General features: G+C 65.2%; 16 protein-coding genes. 11 read left to right on the forward strand and 5 right to left on the reverse strand.

What is annotated here, in order from left to right:
• Positions 1–3: 3 nt before the first annotated feature.
• The 5 genes from PMM47T1_RS14175 (at position 4) to PMM47T1_RS14195 (ending at position 5486) form a co-directional block, all read left to right on the forward strand.
• Positions 4–501 carry a hypothetical protein gene (locus PMM47T1_RS14175; RefSeq protein WP_008369966.1) on the forward strand — a complete coding sequence of 166 codons (498 nt, stop codon included), beginning with the start codon at positions 4–6 and terminating at the stop codon, positions 499–501.
• A gap of 6 nt (positions 502–507) precedes the next feature.
• A complete protein-coding gene (locus PMM47T1_RS14180) occupies positions 508–1248 on the forward strand; it encodes an AraC family transcriptional regulator (RefSeq protein WP_008369968.1) in 741 nt (246 codons plus the stop codon).
• Between the two features lie 164 nt (positions 1249–1412).
• Positions 1413–2867, forward strand: a complete 1455-nt coding sequence (locus PMM47T1_RS14185) for an efflux transporter outer membrane subunit (RefSeq protein WP_008369971.1) — start codon at positions 1413–1415, stop codon at positions 2865–2867.
• The gene (locus tag PMM47T1_RS14190) at positions 2864–3994 is read left to right on the forward strand and encodes an HlyD family secretion protein (RefSeq protein ID WP_008369973.1); all 1131 of its coding nucleotides are present in this window, start codon (positions 2864–2866) and stop codon (positions 3992–3994) included. The genes PMM47T1_RS14185 and PMM47T1_RS14190 overlap by 4 nt, the downstream gene beginning before the upstream one ends.
• Positions 3984–5486, forward strand: coding sequence for a DHA2 family efflux MFS transporter permease subunit (locus PMM47T1_RS14195; protein WP_008369975.1), 1503 nt, complete (start codon positions 3984–3986; stop codon positions 5484–5486). Before PMM47T1_RS14190 ends, PMM47T1_RS14195 begins: the two co-directional genes overlap by 11 nt.
• Before the next feature lie 86 nt (positions 5487–5572).
• Here PMM47T1_RS14195 and PMM47T1_RS14200 read toward each other — a convergent pair whose 3' ends face one another.
• The gene (locus tag PMM47T1_RS14200; protein WP_008369977.1) at positions 5573–6463 is read right to left on the reverse strand and encodes a LysR substrate-binding domain-containing protein; all 891 of its coding nucleotides are present in this window, start codon (positions 6461–6463) and stop codon (positions 5573–5575) included.
• 482 nt (positions 6464–6945) lie between these two features.
• On the opposite strand from PMM47T1_RS14200, the gene PMM47T1_RS14205 reads away from it, so the two are divergent.
• The 4 genes from PMM47T1_RS14205 (at position 6946) to PMM47T1_RS14220 (ending at position 10534) form a co-directional block, all read left to right on the forward strand.
• Entirely contained in the window at positions 6946–7812 is an 867-nt protein-coding gene (locus PMM47T1_RS14205) for an alpha/beta fold hydrolase (protein WP_008369982.1), read from the forward strand.
• Between the two features lie 26 nt (positions 7813–7838).
• Positions 7839–9110, forward strand: coding sequence for a glycosyltransferase (locus tag PMM47T1_RS14210; protein WP_008369984.1), 1272 nt, complete (start codon positions 7839–7841; stop codon positions 9108–9110).
• Positions 9111–9213: 103 nt separating this feature from the next.
• Entirely contained in the window at positions 9214–9939 is a 726-nt protein-coding gene (locus tag PMM47T1_RS14215; protein ID WP_008369986.1) for an autoinducer binding domain-containing protein, read from the forward strand.
• 19 nt (positions 9940–9958) lie between these two features.
• Positions 9959–10534, forward strand: a complete 576-nt coding sequence (locus PMM47T1_RS14220; protein WP_008369988.1) for an acyl-homoserine-lactone synthase — start codon at positions 9959–9961, stop codon at positions 10532–10534.
• Here the strand turns inward: PMM47T1_RS14220 and PMM47T1_RS14225 are convergent.
• On the reverse strand, positions 10531–11976 hold the full coding sequence (locus PMM47T1_RS14225; protein WP_008369990.1) for a flavin-containing monooxygenase: 1446 nt from the start codon (positions 11974–11976) through the stop codon (positions 10531–10533). The two genes, PMM47T1_RS14220 and PMM47T1_RS14225, sit on opposite strands and share 4 nt — an antisense overlap.
• A 197-nt stretch (positions 11977–12173) precedes the next feature.
• Between PMM47T1_RS14225 and PMM47T1_RS14230 the strand changes: the two genes are divergently transcribed.
• Positions 12174–13787 (forward strand): ArnT family glycosyltransferase, encoded by a 1614-nt coding sequence (locus PMM47T1_RS14230; protein ID WP_008369992.1) that lies wholly within the window; start codon positions 12174–12176, stop codon positions 13785–13787.
• A gap of 124 nt (positions 13788–13911) precedes the next feature.
• On the opposite strand, the gene PMM47T1_RS14235 is transcribed toward PMM47T1_RS14230, so the two are convergent.
• The 3 genes from PMM47T1_RS14235 to PMM47T1_RS14245 all read right to left on the reverse strand — a co-directional run bounded on the left by PMM47T1_RS14235 (position 13912) and on the right by PMM47T1_RS14245 (position 16759).
• Positions 13912–14571, reverse strand: coding sequence for a histidine phosphatase family protein (locus PMM47T1_RS14235; protein ID WP_008369993.1), 660 nt, complete (start codon positions 14569–14571; stop codon positions 13912–13914).
• Between the two features lie 150 nt (positions 14572–14721).
• Positions 14722–16089 carry a sensor histidine kinase gene (locus PMM47T1_RS14240; protein WP_008369995.1) on the reverse strand — a complete coding sequence of 456 codons (1368 nt, stop codon included), beginning with the start codon at positions 16087–16089 and terminating at the stop codon, positions 14722–14724.
• Positions 16067–16759 carry a response regulator transcription factor gene (locus tag PMM47T1_RS14245; RefSeq protein WP_008369997.1) on the reverse strand — a complete coding sequence of 231 codons (693 nt, stop codon included), beginning with the start codon at positions 16757–16759 and terminating at the stop codon, positions 16067–16069. The genes PMM47T1_RS14240 and PMM47T1_RS14245 overlap by 23 nt, the downstream gene beginning before the upstream one ends.
• Before the next feature lie 153 nt (positions 16760–16912).
• Between PMM47T1_RS14245 and PMM47T1_RS14250 the strand changes: the two genes are divergently transcribed.
• Positions 16913–17602, forward strand: a complete 690-nt coding sequence (locus PMM47T1_RS14250; RefSeq protein WP_043301073.1) for a response regulator transcription factor — start codon at positions 16913–16915, stop codon at positions 17600–17602.
• Positions 17603–17631: the final 29 nt, after the last annotated feature.

Consider the following 17631-nt stretch of genomic DNA (forward strand, 5'->3'; position numbering starts at 1 on the left):
GCAATGGATGAAGTCCAGCAACTGGGCGAGATGCTCAAGCAATACGCCCTGAGCGAAGAACACAAGAAACAGCAGTTCGAGGCCCAGTGCAGTCACTGGACCCTGAGCATCAGTACCTTGTACGAACAGATCGAGCACTGGTTGCAACCCCTCAAGGACAGCGGCCTGTTGGACGTCACCCGTGAGCCGTTCCTGGCCGCTAACGCCAGCTTCCCGGCGCCGGTATCGCCGTTCGCCAGTCACAAGCTGACCATCACCCTGGCACTGCGCAGCGTTGAATTCGTGCCCGAAGTCATGGGGGCCAAGGGCGTGGTGTCGTTGTCGGTGATGGGCCTGACCTCCGATCGTTTCGGCAGCATCAGCCTCAATTGCACCCCGCCGTCCACTGACTGGCAGTGGCGCAAGGACCGTGGCGCCAAGGAGCCGGAAGTGCACCTGCTGACCGCCGACTACCTGGCGCAGCAACTGCAGGCGCTGATTCCCCGGCAGCATCGGGACTGACCCCGCATGTTCGACCGGTACCCCGTGCTGGCCTGTGCCGATGATTACGTCAGCGGCGAGGTCATTGCTGCGCACTGTCATGCCCAGGTCCAACTGATCCATGCCACGGCCGGGGTCATGCGCGTGACCACCGCCCAGGGCAGTTGGGTAGTGCCTCCGGGTCATGCGCTGTGGTTGCCGGCCGCTATGGAGCACGAGATCCGCATGACCGGCGATGTGCAGATGCGCACACTGTTCATCGACCCGTCGGCGCTGGGGTTTGCCGTATCGTCGTGCCAGGTGGTACAGGTGTCGACGCTGGTGCGTGAATTGATCCTGGCGGCCATCGGTGGCCTGGGCGCGGCGCACCGTGAGGGGCGTGACCAATTCTTGCTGGGCCTGCTGTTCGCCGAACTGCAGGTGGCGCCGCCGGTGGCCACTCACGTGCCACTGCCCAGCCAGCCGCGGCTCAAGGCGCTGTGCGAAGCCTTTGTCGCCGACCCCTCGCAGGAATCCACTCTGCAGCACTGGGCTGATCACAGCAGCATGAGTTCGCGCACCCTGGCGCGGCTGTTTCAGCGCGAACTGGGCATGACTTTCGGCGAATGGCGCACCCGCACGCGCTTGATCCTCAGCCTGCAGCGCCTGGTGTCCGGGGCCAGCATCCTCGAAGTGGCGTTGGAACACGGCTACCAGAGCCCCAGCGCGTTCAGCGCCATGTTCAAGCGCCAGTTGGGCCATGCGCCCAGCCACTACGCCCCCCTGTAACGGCCGCAGGCCGTGTCTTGCGCCGCGGTGCGCCAGGCGTCGGGCGGCGACCGAGATGCGGCCTGATTGTCCATATCGAAACGACGGTTGTCCTTAACGCGTGGGCGTCTACTATATAGGATCCAATAACCTGCACGCCTTGTTCGTCGTGATGTAGGCCTGTGATGCCCTTTCCCTGTCCCGCTTTTTCAAAGCTGTTGCCCTGGCTGCTGATCGCCGCGTTGCCGGCTTGCAGCCAATGGGCCACTCACGCGCCGCCGCGTTCGTCTTTGACGCCCGTCAATCCGCTGCAGCAATTGCCTGCTCAGGTCAGCGCGCAGCCCCTGCCCGCGCAGTGGTGGCGTTTGTACCGCGCCCCGCAACTCGACCAACTGGTGCAGCAGGCGCTGAACCACAACCGCGACCTGGCGGCCGCCCAGGCCCACGTGCAGGCGTTGCTGGGCGGGCTGCATGAAGCCGATGCCCAGCGCGGGGCCGCCACCGCGCTGCAACTGGGGGCCAGCTATGGCAAGACCGCGGACGACCAGACCCTGGCCAAGGCCACCGACAGCCATGCCCCCGCGCAATGGGAGTTCAACCCGGGGCTGGAGCTGGCCTACCAGGTGGACGTGTGGGGCCAGGTGCAACATGCCATCGAGCGCGCCCAGGCTAACGCCGAGGCGGCCGCAGCGGCCGAAGATCAATTGCGCGTGAGCGTGGCGGCGCAGACCACCCGCGCCTATGTCGACACCTGCGCCCTGACGGCGCGGGCCGATGTGCAGCGTCAATCATTGGCGGTGCTGGCCGACAGCGTGCGGCTGCTGGAACGGCAACGCCAGGCCGGGCTGGTGACTGATTTCGAAGTGTCGCGCATGCAGGCGTTGCAAGGGCAGACGTTGGCCCAGGTGCCCATGCTCGACGCTCGGCGTCAGGCTGCCGTGTTTGAACTGGCGACCCTGACCGGCACCGCCAGCCCCGAGCCCCTGACCTGCACCCAGGTGCCCCGTCTCGACGCCCAACTGCCAACAGGCGACGGCTGGCAGTGGCTGGCCCGGCGACCGGACATCCGCCAGGCCAGCCGGGAGTTACAGGCCGCCAGCCTGCACGTGGACGTCACCCAGGCCGACCTGTACCCCAAGGTCAGTTTCGGCGCCTCGCTGACCTCGTCCAGCCATGCCACCAACGACTTGAGCGGCAGCCAGGCGGTGACGTTTGGCATTGGCCCCTTGATCAGTTGGCAGTTCCCCAACCGGGCCGCCAACCGCGCCCGGGTCGAGCAGGCCAAATCCCTGGAGCAAGGCGCCCTGGCGCGCTTCGATGGCCAGGTGCTGGCGGCCTTGCAGCAGGTGCGCCAGGCCCTGGTGCTGTATGACGGCGAGCGCCAACGCCACGGTGCGCTGGCCCAGGCCCTGGCGGCCAGCCAGCGCGCCTTTGACCTGGCACAGCGCAATTACCAGGCCGGGGCGCTGGACTTTCTCGATGTGCTCGACAGTGAGCGCGAATTGATCAGCCTCAAGGCCCGGCTTGCCGACGCCGACGGTCAGTTGTTGCAACGCCAGATCAACCTGTTTGCCGCCCTGGGGGGCGGCTGGCAGCACCCCGACACCCTTTCTGCCACTGCCGACGGAACCGCCCCATGAACATTGCCGCCGATGACATTGACCACAGCGCACAGCTGGCCAAGGCCCGACGCTTGCGGCGCAAGCGCCAATTGCAGGTCAGCGCCGCCGTGCTGGGCCTGTGCGCCGCCGTGGGCTGGGGCGCGGACTGGTGGCTGAACGAGCGCTTCCTGGAAAGCACTGACGATGCCTATGTGCGCGCCGACTGGGTACCCGTCAGCGCCCGGATAAGCGGCTACGTGGCCCAGGTGCTGGTGGCCGATGACCAACCGGTGAAGGCCGGGCAGGTGCTGGTGCGTATCGATGACCGCGACTACCAGGCGCGCCGGGCACAGGCCCAGGCCGCGCTGGCCGAGGCCGATGCCGCAGTGCTGGGCGGCAACGCCAGCCTGGCGGTGGCGCATGACCGGGTGGCCGCGCAGCAGGCCGCCATTGCCCAGGCGGCGGCTCAGGCCGACGGAGCCCGCGCCGAATGGCAGCGCGCCAGCCTCGACCGCCAGCGCTATCAGGGCCTGGTCCATGACCAGGCGGCCAGTGCCCAGCGCCTGGAAAGTGCGCAATCAAGCTTCGCCCAAGCCCGCGCCACCCTGGACGCCGCCGTGGCCCATCAGCACCAACAGGACCTGGCCCTGACCATCGCCCGCGGCCGCGAGCAACTGGCCCAGGCCACGTTGCAGGGCAGTATCGCGCGCCAGGCCCAGGCCCGGGCGCTGCTGACCCTGGCCGACAATGCCCTGCAGGACACGTTGATTCGTGCGCCCATGGATGGCGTGGTCGGCCAGCGCAAGGTGCGCGAGCGCCAGTACCTGGCCCCCGGCCTGCCACTGCTGGCCGTGGTGCCGGTGCAGCAGGCGTACGTGGTGGCCAACTTCAAGGAAACCCAATTGCAGCATATGCACCCGGGCCAGCCGGTGGAGGTGCGTGTGGACAGTTTTGGCGGCCAGCGCCTGCACGGTCACCTGGCCAGTTTCTCGCCGGGCTCGGGGGCGGTGTTCGCGCTGTTGCCGTCGGACAATGCCACGGGCAACTTCACCAAGATTGTCCAGCGCTTTGCGGTGCGCGTCTTGCTGGACCAGCCGCTCGACGCGGCGCCTATCCTGCCAGGCATGTCGGTGGTGGCTACCGTGGACACCCGCGATGAACGCTGAAGCACCGGTTTCCCTGCGCGCCTGGGTGGCGGTGATCGGTGGTCTGTTTGGCTGCTTCATGGCGGGCATGAACGTGCACGTGACCAGCGCCGCCTTGCCGGAAATCGAGGGTGCCCTGGGCGCCACGTTCCAGGAGGGGTCGTGGATTTCCACGGCCTACCTGGTGGCCGAGATCGTCATGATCCCGTTGACGGCCTGGCTGGTGGAAGTGTTCTCGCTCCGGCGGGTGATGCTGGTGGGCGCCTCGGTGTTTCTGGTGGCGTCGGTGGCCTGTTCGCTGGCGCCCAACCTGTCAGCCATGATCGCCATTCGTGTGGTGCAGGGGGCGGCCGGGGCCGTGTTGATTCCGTTGTCTTTCCAACTGATCATCACCCAACTGCCCGCCAGCAAGGTGCCCATGGGCATGGCCCTGTTCAGCCTGGCCAACAGCGTCGCGCAGGCGGCGGGGCCGTCCATTGGTGGCTGGTTGACCGATGCCTACAGCTGGCGCTGGATCTTCTACCTGCAATGGGCGCCCGGTGTGCTGTTACTCATGGCTATTGCCTGGGCCATCGAGCCGGGGCCGCTGAAACTGGGGTTGCTCAAGCGTGGCGATTGGCTTGGCATCACGGCGATGATCGTCGGCCTGGGCGGGTTGCAGATCGTGCTGGAGGAGGGTGGTCGCGAAGACTGGTTCGGCTCCGATTTCATTGTGACCATGAGCGTGGTGTCGTGCCTGGCGCTGGTGTATTTCGTGTGGTCGCAGTTGTACGGCAGCCGTGCGTTCATCAACCTGCGGCTGCTCAAGGGCTACAACTTCGGCGTCGCCAGCGTGGCGATGTTCGTGTTTGGCGGCATGACCTTCGGCCTGGTGTTCCTGGTGCCCAACTACCTGTCCCAGCAGCAGGGCTACAACGCCCGCGAGATCGGCGTCAGCCTGATCCTGTATGGCGTGGTGCAACTGGTGCTGGCGCCGTTGATGCCGGCCTTGATGAGGCGCCTGAACCCCAAGCTGATGGTCGCCAGCGGCTTTTTGATCATGGCGCTGGGCTGCTACCTCGGGGCATTCCTGGACGCCGATAGCGCGGCCAATGTCATCGTGCCGTCAGTGGTGGTGCGCGGTATTGGCCAGCCGCTGATCATGGTGGCGTTGTCGGTGCTGGCGGTGGCCGGGTTGAGCAAGGCCGAGGCGGGCTCGGCATCGGCGCTGTTCTCGATGCTGCGCAACCTGGGCGGCGCCGTGGTGACCGCTGCCCTGGCCCAGGCCGTGGACGTGCGTGAACGGGTGCACAGCGAGCGGATTGGCGAAAGCGTCAACCTGTTCATGCCCGGTGTTCAGGAACGCCTGAGTGGCATGCTCGACCCGGCGCTGCCCGAGCAACAGCAGACCCTGGCGCTGATGATGGGCACTGTACGCCACCAGGCCTACCTGATGGCGTACAGCGATGCTTTCTACATTGCCTTCCTGGCGCTGGCCGGCTGTGCTGTCGCGGCCCTGATGATGCGCCGTTGAATCGGTACCACCTCCCTGCGTAGCCACTGCCGCCAGGCTGCGCTGGCCCTCATATTCACTCTGGATCTTCAGCGAAGCACGGTTGCTCAGGCGGGTGCGGACACACTGCGTGCCTGGGCCAGCAGCCAGTCGCGTAAAGCAATGACGCGGCTGTCACAGTCATGGCGGTGTACCACCAGGTACTGGCGCTCGGTGTTGGCGCTGATCGGTGACAGCACCTTGAGCAGGCCCAGGCGCAGGTCCTGCTGGATCAGTGCCACCGGGCACAGGGCCACGCCATGCCCGGCGATGGCGGCGGTGCTCATCAGGTTGAAGTCTCTGAAAATCAACCCGCCCCCAGGCGGCTGGGTGACGCCGGCGTGCGCGAACCATTGCTGCCAGCCGCTGGCATCGGCGTCGTGCAGCAGTTGCGCGCCCAGCAGGTCTTCAGGGTGTTGCAGGGCCTGGCCCCGTGTAATCAGTGCCGGGCTGCACACGGGCAGGGTGGCGCCGCTGAACAGCGGCCAGGCCTGCAAATCGCCCTGGTAGGCGCCGTCGCAATCGATGATGGCCAGGTCCATGTCCCCGGCCAGGGTGTCACTGTGGCGGGTGGCGTACACCAGCCGCAATGGCACGCCCGGGTTGGCATCGGTGAACTGGGGCAAGTGCGCAATCAGCCAGCGCGAGGCCACCGAGGCAATGCATGCCAGCACCAGCGGCGGCTGGGCTCGTTGGGCGTTCACCCGGGCGCAGGCCCTGTCGATACGGCCGAAGGCATCGGTCAATGAAACTGACAGTTGCTCGCCGGTTTCGGTCAGGCGGATGCCGCGCCCCTCACGCGTCAGCAACGGCGTGTCGAACCAGGCCTCCAGTTGCCGCAGTTGATGGCTGATGGCTGGGTGCGTTACGTTCAGCGCGGTGGCGGCCTTGCCGACGCTGTTGAAGCGCGCTGTGGCTTCGAAGGCGCGCAGGGCGATCAGTGGGGGCAGGCGGACCATGGCAAGTCACTCGACGGAAAAGGTCAATATAACTGACTATTTCGTAGAATTTTGTTCAATCGGCCAGGTTGTGCAGCACAGGGTGGGTTTCAATCCATCTTTCGGTGGCACTGTCATGTGCAGCCACGCCACAGCACACCTTGCAGCAGGCTGTCGTGAGTAATGCGCAAGCCATCATGCAAGCGCCTGATCATGCGCAGGCTCAGTGGGCGCTTGCCGTTCAGCACTTTCGAAAACGCTGGGCGTGCACCCCGAAAGTTCCATTTTTCTACCCGCACCTACCTGATCAGGTAGTTGTTCCATTGCGCCATCACGCCGAGAATCACGTCCATTGGCCGCCAGTTCTTGCGCTGCCTCGCCTGCTGTGCAAAGCCCTCAGCCGTCTCACAACAACAAGGACGAACCTATGGCCTGCTGTGCCTGTTAGTGGGCGCCGCATGCTTGCATGCACGTATATGGATGATTCAAGTGGGAGGTGTGACATGCGACACGACAACTTCGTGGTCGATGGGCTGTACAACGATTACCGGGTGTATGTCGAACGAATCGGCAATGACCCGCGCAGGAAAAACGTGCTGTGCGTCAACGGCGCCATGGCCACCACAACCTCGTTCGCCCGGGCCAGCAAGACCATGGCCGAGCACTTCAACGTCTATATGTTCGACCTGCCGTTCGCGGGCCGCTCGCGTGAGCACAACTGCCAGCAGCAGTTGGTGACCAAGGACGACGAAGTGCAGCTTCTGCTGGCGCTGATCGGGCGTTTCGACATCAACCACCTGGTGTCTGCTTCCTGGGGCGGTATCTCGACCTTGCTGGCGCTCAGTCATAACCCGGAGTCCATCGACAGTTCGGTAGTGATGGCCTTCGCCCCCAGCCTGAACACGGCCATGTCCGAGTACGTGCAAAAGGCCCAGTTGCTGATCGAAAGCGACCGCAAATCCGACATCGGCCACCTGCTCAACGACACGGTCGGCCAGTACCTGCCGCCACGCCTCAAGGCCAGCAACCACCAGCACATGGCTTCGCTGGCCACCGGTGAGTACCGCCAGGCCAAGTTTCACATCGAGCAGGTGCTGCAACTGGGTACCGGCAATTATTTGCACCGGTTGCAGACCATCAACAGCCACGTGCACTTCATCAACGGCCTGTGGGACGACTACACCAGCCCTGCCGATGCGTTGAACTTCGCCCAGCATGTGCCCAGTTGCAGTTTCGCGGTGCTGGAAGGTACCGGGCACTTTCTTGACCTGGAATCGCGCCTGGCCGCAGCCCGCGTACATCGCGCGTTGATGGGCCACCTGTTGTCGGTGCCTTGGAAACCTGCGGTTACCCAGGCCCGGTATGCCTGAGTGACGCCAATCAGTGAGGTAATCCCATGCAGGTAATCATGGTGGCCATCGGTTCGGCCGGTGACGTCTATCCCTTTATTGGCCTGGGCAAGGCCCTGGTCGAGCAGGGCCACGGGGTGACCTTGTGCAGCATGCCGGCGTTTCAGTCGGCCATCGAGCAGCAGGGCCTGGAGTTCGTGCCAGTGTGCGACGAGCAAACCTATCGCCAGGCCATGAACGACCCGCGCCTGTGGGAGCCCAAGACCTCGTTCGGTACCTTGTGGCAAGCCATTGCCGGGATGCTGGAGCCGGTGTACCGCTACGTGGCGTCGCGGCGTTTCGAGGATATCGTGGTGGTGGGTTCGCTGTGGGCGCTGGGCGCACGCATTGCCCATGAGCGCTATGGCATCCCCTACCTGTCGGTGCAGGTGTCGCCCTCGACGCTGTTGTCGGCCCACGTGCCGCCGGTGCACCCCAAGTTCAATGTTTCGCCGCGCATGCCGTTGCCGCTGCGCAAATGGCTGTGGCGTGGCATCGAGTACCTGAGCCTGGACCGCACCTGTGCGCCGGCCATTGACGCCCTGCGCCACAAGATCGGCCTGACCGGTACCGTGCAGCGCATCTTCAGCCAGTGGCTGCATGCGCCCCAGGGTGTGTTGTGCCTGTTTCCCGACTGGTTCGCGGCGCCACAACCCGATTGGCCACGGCCGCTGAGCATGGTCGGCTTCCCGATGTTCGACGGCAGCCAGGGCGGTGAGTTGGAACCACGGTTACAGGCGTTTCTGGACGCGGGCAGCGCCCCGGTGGTGTTCACCCAGGGTTCGACCACGCACTTTGACCAGCGCTTCTACCGCCTGGCTGTCAGCGCCCTGGCCAAGCTGGGTGCGCGGGGTATTTTCCTTGCGGGAGACCGCGATCCCATCGTCGACCTGCCGGCCAGCGTAATGCAGTGCACTTATGCGCCTATGTCCACGCTGTTGCCCCATTGCGCCGCATTGGTCCACCCGGCGGGCGTGGGGGCCATGAGCCTGGCCCTGGCAGCGGGCATACCGCAAGTGGTGATGCCGGTGGCCCATGACCAGTTCGACAATGCCGAGCGCCTGGTACGCCTGGGCGCGGGCGTGCGGTTGCGTCTGCCGCTGGGCGAGCATGACCTGCTGGAAGCGCTGGTGCATGTGCGCAGTGACCCTGGCGTCCGCCAGGCGTGCGCCCTGGCGCACCAGCGCTCGGTGGCCCGTGATGCCTGTGCACAGGCGGTGGAGCTGGTCAAGGAATGCCATGCTCGCCATGGCAGCCGTGCGCTGTCGCGTGCAGGGTGAGGAAAAAAGTCATGATTTTGACGCACTGCCCGCAGACATTTCATTGACACACAGCGGCTGTGCGTTAGATTCCCCCGACGGATGGGAAATCGAGAGCAGAGTCATGGGCAAGGACAGCGATCTGGTGCAGTGGGCCAACGATCTGCGCGCCGAGATGCTTGCGCAGCAGCACATTTGGCAGGTGCTGGTGGTGCTGGACCGTGAGGTGCATCGATTGGGCTTCGACTATTACGCCTGCGGCATCCGCCATCTGGTGCCGTTCACACGCCCCACCACCGAGGTGATCGGCTCCTACCCGGACGACTGGCTGGAGCATTACCAGGCGCAGGATTACGCGCGCGTCGATCCGTCGATTCTCAACGGGCTGCGCTCCAGCGACATGGTGGTGTGGGACGACGTGCTGTTTCGCGAATGCCGCCAGCTGTGGGGCGAAGCCCGCGACAACGGCCTGCGGGTGGGCGCGACGTTACCGTTGCGCACCACCAACCAGACCCTGAGCGTGTTGTCGGTGGCGCGTCACGACGAGAAAATCGGTCAGCTGGAAAGCGAAGTGGTGCGCCTGCACCTGCGCTACCTGATCGAGCAGACCATGCAGCGCCTGGCCGAATTGGGTCATCCCATGTTGTCGCAGCCCTCCATCAGCCTCAGCCAGCGCGAGCGCGAAATCCTGCAATGGACCGCCGACGGCAAGAGCTCCGGCGAGATTGCGCTGATCCTCGACATCTCCATCAACACCGTCAATTTTCACCTCAAGGCCATCCTCAGAAAATTCAAGGCGACCAGCAAGACCCTGGCCGCGGCCCACGCCGCCATGTTGGGGTTGCTGTAAGAAAAGGAAATCAAACCTGATGGTCCAGATAGTCAGCAAACGCTACAGCGAACTGTCGGCGCCGCTGCGCGACGCCTTGGGGCGCTACCGCCATGCCGTGTTCATCGAACAGATGGGCTGGGACGTGCGCAGCACCTCGCCGTTGCCGGGCCGCGAGTTCGACCAGTTCGACCACCCGGGCACGCGCTACATCGTTGCCCTGGACAGCCATGGCCGAGTGCAGGGCTGCGCGCGCCTGCTGCCCACGGTGGAGCCTTACCTGTTGGGCGAGGTGTTCGACTACCTGTGCGACCAGCCACCTCCGGCCAGCCGCCACACCTGGGAGATATCGCGCTTCGCCGCCCAGGCCGATCAAGACCCGCGCCTGGCCATGCGAGTGTTCTGGACCGCCCTGCACACCGCCTGGGAACTGGGCGCCAGTGCGGTGGTGGCGGTGACCACTGCCTCGCTGGAACGCTATTTCCAGCGCAACGGTGTGTTGCAGCAACGCCTGGGCGAGGCGCAAAAAATCAAGGGCGAGCGCCTGGTGGCGCTGCACTTCGAAGCCTGGCAGCCCAACGGCGTGAGGGAACTGGGGCTGGGCGAAGTCGCCTAACTGAACGTCAGTGCCCGGTGCCTGATACGGCCCAGGCGATACGCCAGGTAGTCCAGCAGGTAGTTCTGGCGCAGCAGCCAAGGTGTCCGCGTGCCTTGCTTGGGCAAGCCATCCAGGGCCCGCAGCACGTAGCCGGCGCGGATGTCCAGCAGCGGTCGGCGCTCGCCTCCCGGCTCGTCCAGGCGTGCCCGGCATTGGCGATAACCGTGACGCTGCATGTAATTGAGCAGGCGGCACACATGGCGCGAGGACAGGTCGGCGCGCAGGGTCCACGAGGCGTTGGTGTAGCCGATGCAGAACGCCAGGTTCGGCACGCCGTCCAGCAACAGGCCCTGGTACGCCAGGCGCTCACCCAGGTCCACCGCCTGGCCGTCGACGCTCAGGGCCATGGCGCCGCAGGCCTGCAACTTCAGCCCCGTGGCGGTGATGATGACATCGGCGGCCAGCTGTGCACCTGAAACCAGGCGCAGGCCACGGGGCTCCACGGCGGCGATGGTGTCGGTGACCACCTGCGCCTTGCCGCTGGTGATGGCACTGAACAGGTCGCCATCAGGCACGATGCACAGGCGCTGGTCCCAGGGCGCGTAACCGGGATTGAAGTGGGTGTCCACCGGGTAACCTGCCGGCAGCGCGCGCTTTACCCCCAGGCGCAGCAGGCGGCGTGACAGTGTCGGCAGGCGCCGGCATAGCTGGTACAGCGCCAGGCTGCCCAAGGCGTTTTTCCATCGCGCCAGGCCGCCGGCCACACGTGCTGGAAGGTGGCGGCGCAGGGCATTGGCGAACCCGTCGCGGGCCGGCAGGGCCAGTACATAGCTAGGTGAGCGCTGCAACAAGGTGACGCGACGGGCCGTGCTGGCCAGTGCTGGCACCAGGGTCACGGCGGTGGCACCGCTGCCGATCACCACCACGTCGAGGCCGCTGCAATCCAGGTCGCCAGGCCAGTGCTGCGGGTGCACCCAGCGTCCCTCGAAGCGTTGTTCATCGGGGAACGCCGGGCGGTGGCCCTGGGCGTAATCGTAGTAACCACAGCATAGGTAGAGAAAGGCGCACTGGTATTGGCGCTGCTCGCCGTCGACGTCCACCTGCAATTGCCAGGTGGCTTGCCCTGAGTCCCAGGCGGCACCGACCACTCGGTGGCGAAAGCGGATGTGGCGGTCTATGCCACCTTCGCGGGCGGTGTCGCGCAGGTAGCCGGCAATGGACGCACCATCGGCGATGGACGCCTGCCCCTGCCACGGGCGGAAGGGGTAGCTGAGGGTGAACATGTCGGAGTCCGAGCGGATGCCCGGGTAGCGGAACAGGTCCCAGGTGCCCCCCAGGTCATCGCGCGCTTCCAGCACGGCGTAGCGCCGGCCCGGGCATTGGCTTTGCAGGCGCCACGCGGCACCGATGCCGGACAGCCCGGCACCAACGATCAATACGTCAAAGGCCTCGATTGTCATGATCTTCCTTGTATTAACCTGCAATGATTGCCGCCGTGGCGAATGTCACCAATGACATAAATTTGATAACTGTTCGCTGATAATGTGCGCGCTCCCAACAATAAACGGAATTGCTTCGATGGGTACCCGATTCGTCCAATTGCTGTCTTTTATCACCATCACCGGCCTTGTATTCCTGACCCTGACAGGAATCGCCAATGCTTGAGCTGCCCGTCAACGCTTCCCGTGGTGTTTCCCGCCAGGCCTGGCTTGCCGGCCTGGTGGCGCTGGTGTTGTTCATGGTCGGCGCCTGGGGCCAGGCCCCTATCGGCTTCGATTCGCGCTTCTTCCTGTTTGCCCAGGAAATGCTGCGCCATGGGCCGACGTTCTTCCCCACCACGTACGGTGAGCCTTACGCCGACTACTCGGCCACCTCGACCTTTTTCATCTACCTGTTCTCGCTGCCGTTCGGCCAGGTGAACAGTTTCAGCGCCTGGTTGCCCAGTGGTATGGCCGGCGCGGTCATCGTGGCCCTGATGTACCGCCTGGTGGCACCCTACTCGCGGGGCTGGGCGCTGATCAGCGTAGCCTTGCTGGCGCTCAGCGGCACCTTCGTCATGGAAACCCGGGCCGTGTCCCAGGACCTGATGCTGGCGGCGGTGAGCCTGGCGGTGTTCTACCTGGGCTACGCCTGCGACCATTTCCATACCCCGCGGCGCCTGTGGGCACTGTTGGCGCTGGTGGTGCTGGGCTTTGCCATTCGCGGGCCCATCGGCCTAGTGGTGCCTACCGGCATGCTGTGCGGCTACTACCTGGTGAACGGCCAATGGAAACGCCTGTTCGCCTTCGGCATCAGCGCGCTGGTGCTGCTGGGCCTGTGCATCGGCCTCTTGCTGTGGCTGGCGCGCCTGAGCGGCGGTGACGTGTTTGTCACCGACGTCATCCACATGCAGGTCACCGGGCGCATGGACGGCAGTGAAGGGGCCAGTGGCCCGCTGTATTACTTCATCAGCTCGTTGGGCAACTACGCGCTGGCCTACCCGCTGGCGCTGCTGGTACTGGCGGGCGCCTGGTTTGCCGGGCCGGCCCGCCAAGGCCCTGGCCTGCAATTGCTCAAGTGCTGCGCGGTGGCGGGGCTGATCGTGTTGCTGGGGTTGTCGGTGCCGCAGGCCAAGAAGGCGCGCTATGTGCTGCCAATGCTGCCCATGGCCGCGATCATCGCTGGCTACCCTTTCCATCGCCTGGGCGGGCGGGTGTTCGCCTGGCTGCGGGGCATCATGCAGGCCCTGTGGCTGGTCATGCCGGCGCTGCTGATGATTGGCCTGCTGGTGGCCCACCACCGGTTCGGCCAATGGCTGCCCCACATTGCGTTCCCGGTGGCAGTGCTGGCGCTGATCCAGGTGGTGGCCCTGGCGCTGCTGTTGCGCGGCAAGGGGCGTGCGGTGGGCCTGGCGTTTTGTGCGGTGTTGGCCTTGTGGTCCAGTTATATCCTGGTGTTCGAGCCGGTGGAGCGGGTGATGTATGACACCCGGCAGTTCAGCCAGGCCGTGGACCAGGCCGTGCAACAGGCGCCCGGTGCGCTGGTGCTGCACGGCATGGGCAAGGACGCCAAGGCGATCAAGTTCATGGTCAACCTGGATCACGACCTGCTGCCGCAGTTCACCGACAGCCCGGCCCAACTGGTCGCGCTACCCGCCGGTAGCTGGGTGATGATGGACGCCAAGGACCGCGAAGTGCTCAAGGGCACGGCGCTGGGTGCCGTGGAACCCACGGTGCACGGGATGTTCGACAAGGACGACTACGTGCTGCTGCGAGTGCCGCCGGCCCCTTGATATCCCAGCCGCTGGCGTCGGATGGCGGCCCCAGCGGCTACCCCCCAAGGAGCTGCCGCCAGGCTGCGAAGGCACGCGCAGCGGGCCCACGATCGGCATGGCACTGCTGTTACAAGGGCGATGTTTAGAGGGTATTGCCCTTCAAGGCCGTTTCCCAGCCTTCGGGGTTCATCAGGCCCAGGGAGCTGGGCTTGGCGTGGCGGTGGACGCGAATGAAGAACGCGGTGCCGTATTCGCTGGCCGCCGCATGTTCGTAGTCCAACTGGGCTTCCAGCTTGCTGATGCAGTCACTGTGGGCCACCAGCACGAGGTTGCGGTGCGGTTGTTTGTGCGCCATGGCATCCTGCAGCAGGGTGGCTTTGTCGCAGTTCCACAGCCATTGCTGGGGCTGGCTGGCGGTGCCGAACATGAACTGGCCGGTTTGCACCGTACGCGTGGCAGGGCTGGTCATGACGTCGGTGTTGCCCATGCCCAGTGCCTTGAAGCCTTCGCCGATGCGCGTGGCCATCTGGCTGCCATCGTGGGTGATGCCGTCGGCTTCCGTCAGGCAAGTGGCGTCGGAGCGATCACAGCGTTCCACATGCCGCACTACCACGATCACATCACCTTGGGCCCAGTGTTCGCGCATTCCGGATTTGCCCAGGTTAACGCCATCACCCAAGTCCAGCGGCGAGCGCGGCCACACCACGAAGCCGGCGATCAGCGCGGGCAATACCAAGGCGGCGGTGCCGATCAACACTTTCTTCAACAGGCTGAGGGGAGGGCGGCGTACAGGTACCGTCATGGCGGGTTTCCGAGGGGGCATTAGCCTGCGACACTATGTCTGTAAAAGTGTGGTTGCGGTGAAAGCGATGTGAAAATTTCGTAAACCTACCGGTATCTGCTTGATTGTCAGCTGCTGTTCAGCACAGGCCTACCACTCAGTATTCGCGCGTCAAACCACCAGGCGCCTGCCGGTCAATTCAATGAGACAGCCGGGGCCGGCATCGCGCACTTGCAACTGCAAATCATGCAGCCGCGCCACGGCCGCCACCATGCTCAGGCCCAGGCCATTGCCCACCGTGTGCCGGCTGCTTTCAGAGCGATAAAGGCGGCGAAACACCGCTTCGCGCTCGGCTTCGGGAATGCCCGGCCCGGTATCGCTGACACGCAGGCTGACGTGCTGCTCGTCGCGCCCCAGGGCCACCAGCACACGGGCACCGTCGGGCGAAAACTTGATGGCGTTGTCCAGCAGGTTGCACGTGGCGTCGAACAGCAACTGTGCATCGCCGGCCAGCATGGCCGGACCGTCGCTGGCCAGCAAAGTGAGCTCGATACCGCGCTCCTCGGCCAGCGGCTCGAAAAACTCCACGGCGTCGGCACCGATGCGGTTCAGGTCCACCGGGGCAAAATGGCTGCGGCGAGCACTGTCCTCGATTTCGGAGATACGCAGCAACGCACGGAAGGTCATCAACAGGCCCTTGGCTTCGCCCAGCGCCGCGTCAATGGTGTGGGCGTAGTCTTCCTCGCGCAGGCCGCGTCGCTGGGCGCGCTCCAGCCCGGCGATGAGGCGGGTGAGGGGGGTGCGCAAGTCGTGGGCGATGTCGTCGCACACGCCCTTGACCTCGCTCATCAGGCGCTCCAATTCGTCCAGCATGCCGTTGACGACACGGGCAATGCGGTCGATGTCGTCGTGGCTGCCACGCACCGGCAGGCGGCGGCTGAGGTCACCGTCAACGATGCTTTTAATGGCGTTGCTCAGGGCGTTGAGGCGTAAGCGGGTGGAGTTGCCCAGCCAGATCGCGCCCAGCAGCCCTACCACCAGCAACAGCACACCGCCCGACACCAGGGCGTTGACCAGCAGTTCGTCGAACTCGTGGATGTCGTGAACGTCCTGGGCCACCAGCAACTGTGTGCCGTCCTCCAGCCGGTGCACGATGAACCGCACCGGGCGGTGATGCCCATTGGCTTTCAGCCAGCGGAACTCCTGCGGGGTATCGAAGCCGCTCATGGGCGGCAGGCGATGGATGGCCCCGGCGATGTAGGCGCCGTTGGCATCGAACAGCGCATGGGGCAGCCGCCCTTCGGCGTCCTGCACGGCATGCTTGCGGATTTCCTCGATACGCAACGCGGGCGGCTGCTGGCTTCGGTTTTCAACCTGGCGGTAGAGGTTGGTGTCGGCTTCGGCCTTCAGGTACACCGCCGTCTGCCAGTACAGGTAGCCGAACAGTGCCAGGAATGAGCAGCCGAACAGCGCCAGGAACAGCACCCCAATCCGAAAACCGCTGGTTCGCGGTATCTCACTCAGGCGCACGGAGGACATAGCCGGCTCCCCGTATGGTGTGCAGCATGGGCGGTTCGCCGTCGCCGTCGATCTTGCGGCGCAGGCGGCCAATGTGTACCTCGATGACATTGGTGCGTTCGTCGTAGCTGTAGTTCCACACCGCCTCGAACAGCATGGTGCGGGTCACTACCTCGCCAGCGTGGCGTGCCAGGTGTTCCAGCAACGCGTATTCGCGCGGCAGCAGTTCCACGTCGCGGGCGCCGCGCTGCACGCTGCGGCGCAGCAGGTCGATGGCCAGGTCACCCACTTGCAGGCGGTTGGACTGCTCGCTGGCCAACGGCGCGCCGCCGCGGCGCAGCAAGGCATCCAGGCGCGCGGTCAGCTCAATGAACTCGAAGGGCTTGGTCAGGTAATCATCGCCGCCGGCACGCAGGCCACGCACGCGCTCGTCCAGTGCGCCCAGTGCGCTGAGGATCAGCACCGGCGTGGTCACCCCGGCGCTGCGCAGGGCCGTGAGCACGCCCAGGCCATCGGTGCTGCCGGGCAGCATGCGGTCCAGCACGATCAGGTCGAACGTGCTGCTCAGTGCCTGGACAATGCCCTGGCGGCCGTCGCCGGCGTGGGTCACGGTAAAACCGTGGTCATGCAGCGCCGCTTCGATTTCTCGGGCGGTGGTGGGGTCGTCCTCGACGACCAGTACGTGGGTCATGGGCAGTGTCGCTCCGGGCAGCAGTGGGCGAGGGCGGGGACAATACCGGCCTCCGACTGGCATAGTGTGCCCATGCTCGGGCGAACGGCAGGTCGCCGCCAGCTAAATTTTAGTTTAAGTAACCGGTGTTCAGGTTCACGGGGAGTGATGGCAGTGCGCATTCTGGTGATCGAGGACGACGCCACCGCCGCCGGCTACCTGGCTCGCGGGCTGGCTGAGAGTGGCCACGTGGCCGATATCGCCGACAACGGTCGTGACGGCCTGGAGATGGCCCTCGAAGGCATCTACGACGCGCTGATCGTCGACCGCAAGCTGCCGCAGCTCGATGGCCTGGCGCTGGTGCGTGAACTGCGCGCAGAGGGGGTGCAGTTACCGATCCTGATGCTCAGCGCCCTGGCCTCCACCCAGCAGCGCGTTGAGGGCTTGCAGGCCGGGTGCGACGACTACCTGGTCAAGCCGTACGCCTTCGTCGAGGTGATGGCCCGGCTTTACGCGCTGTTGCGCACCGTGGGCCAGGCGCCGTCCAGTGGCGAACGCCTGAAGGTGGGCGAACTGGAGCTCGACTGCGCGGCCCGCACCGCCCGCCGCCAGGGCCGCGAAATTCGTTTGCAGTACCGTGAATCGCTGTTGCTGGCCAAACTGATGCGTCACAGCGGCGAAGTGGTGACCCGCGACATGCTGCTGGAAAGCGCCTGGGACTACGAATTCGACCCCAACGACAACGTCATCGACAAGCATATCTACCGGCTGCGCAGGAAGCTGGACGAAGGGTTCCAGACCTCGTTGATTCGCACGGTGATGGGGGCGGGGTATGTGTTGGAGGAGGGAAGCGCGCGATCCTGACCGCGCTATTGACCCAACGGCATACCGCA

It is taken from the genome of Pseudomonas sp. M47T1 (genome assembly GCF_000263855.1).
Lineage (GTDB): Bacteria > Pseudomonadota > Gammaproteobacteria > Pseudomonadales > Pseudomonadaceae > Aquipseudomonas.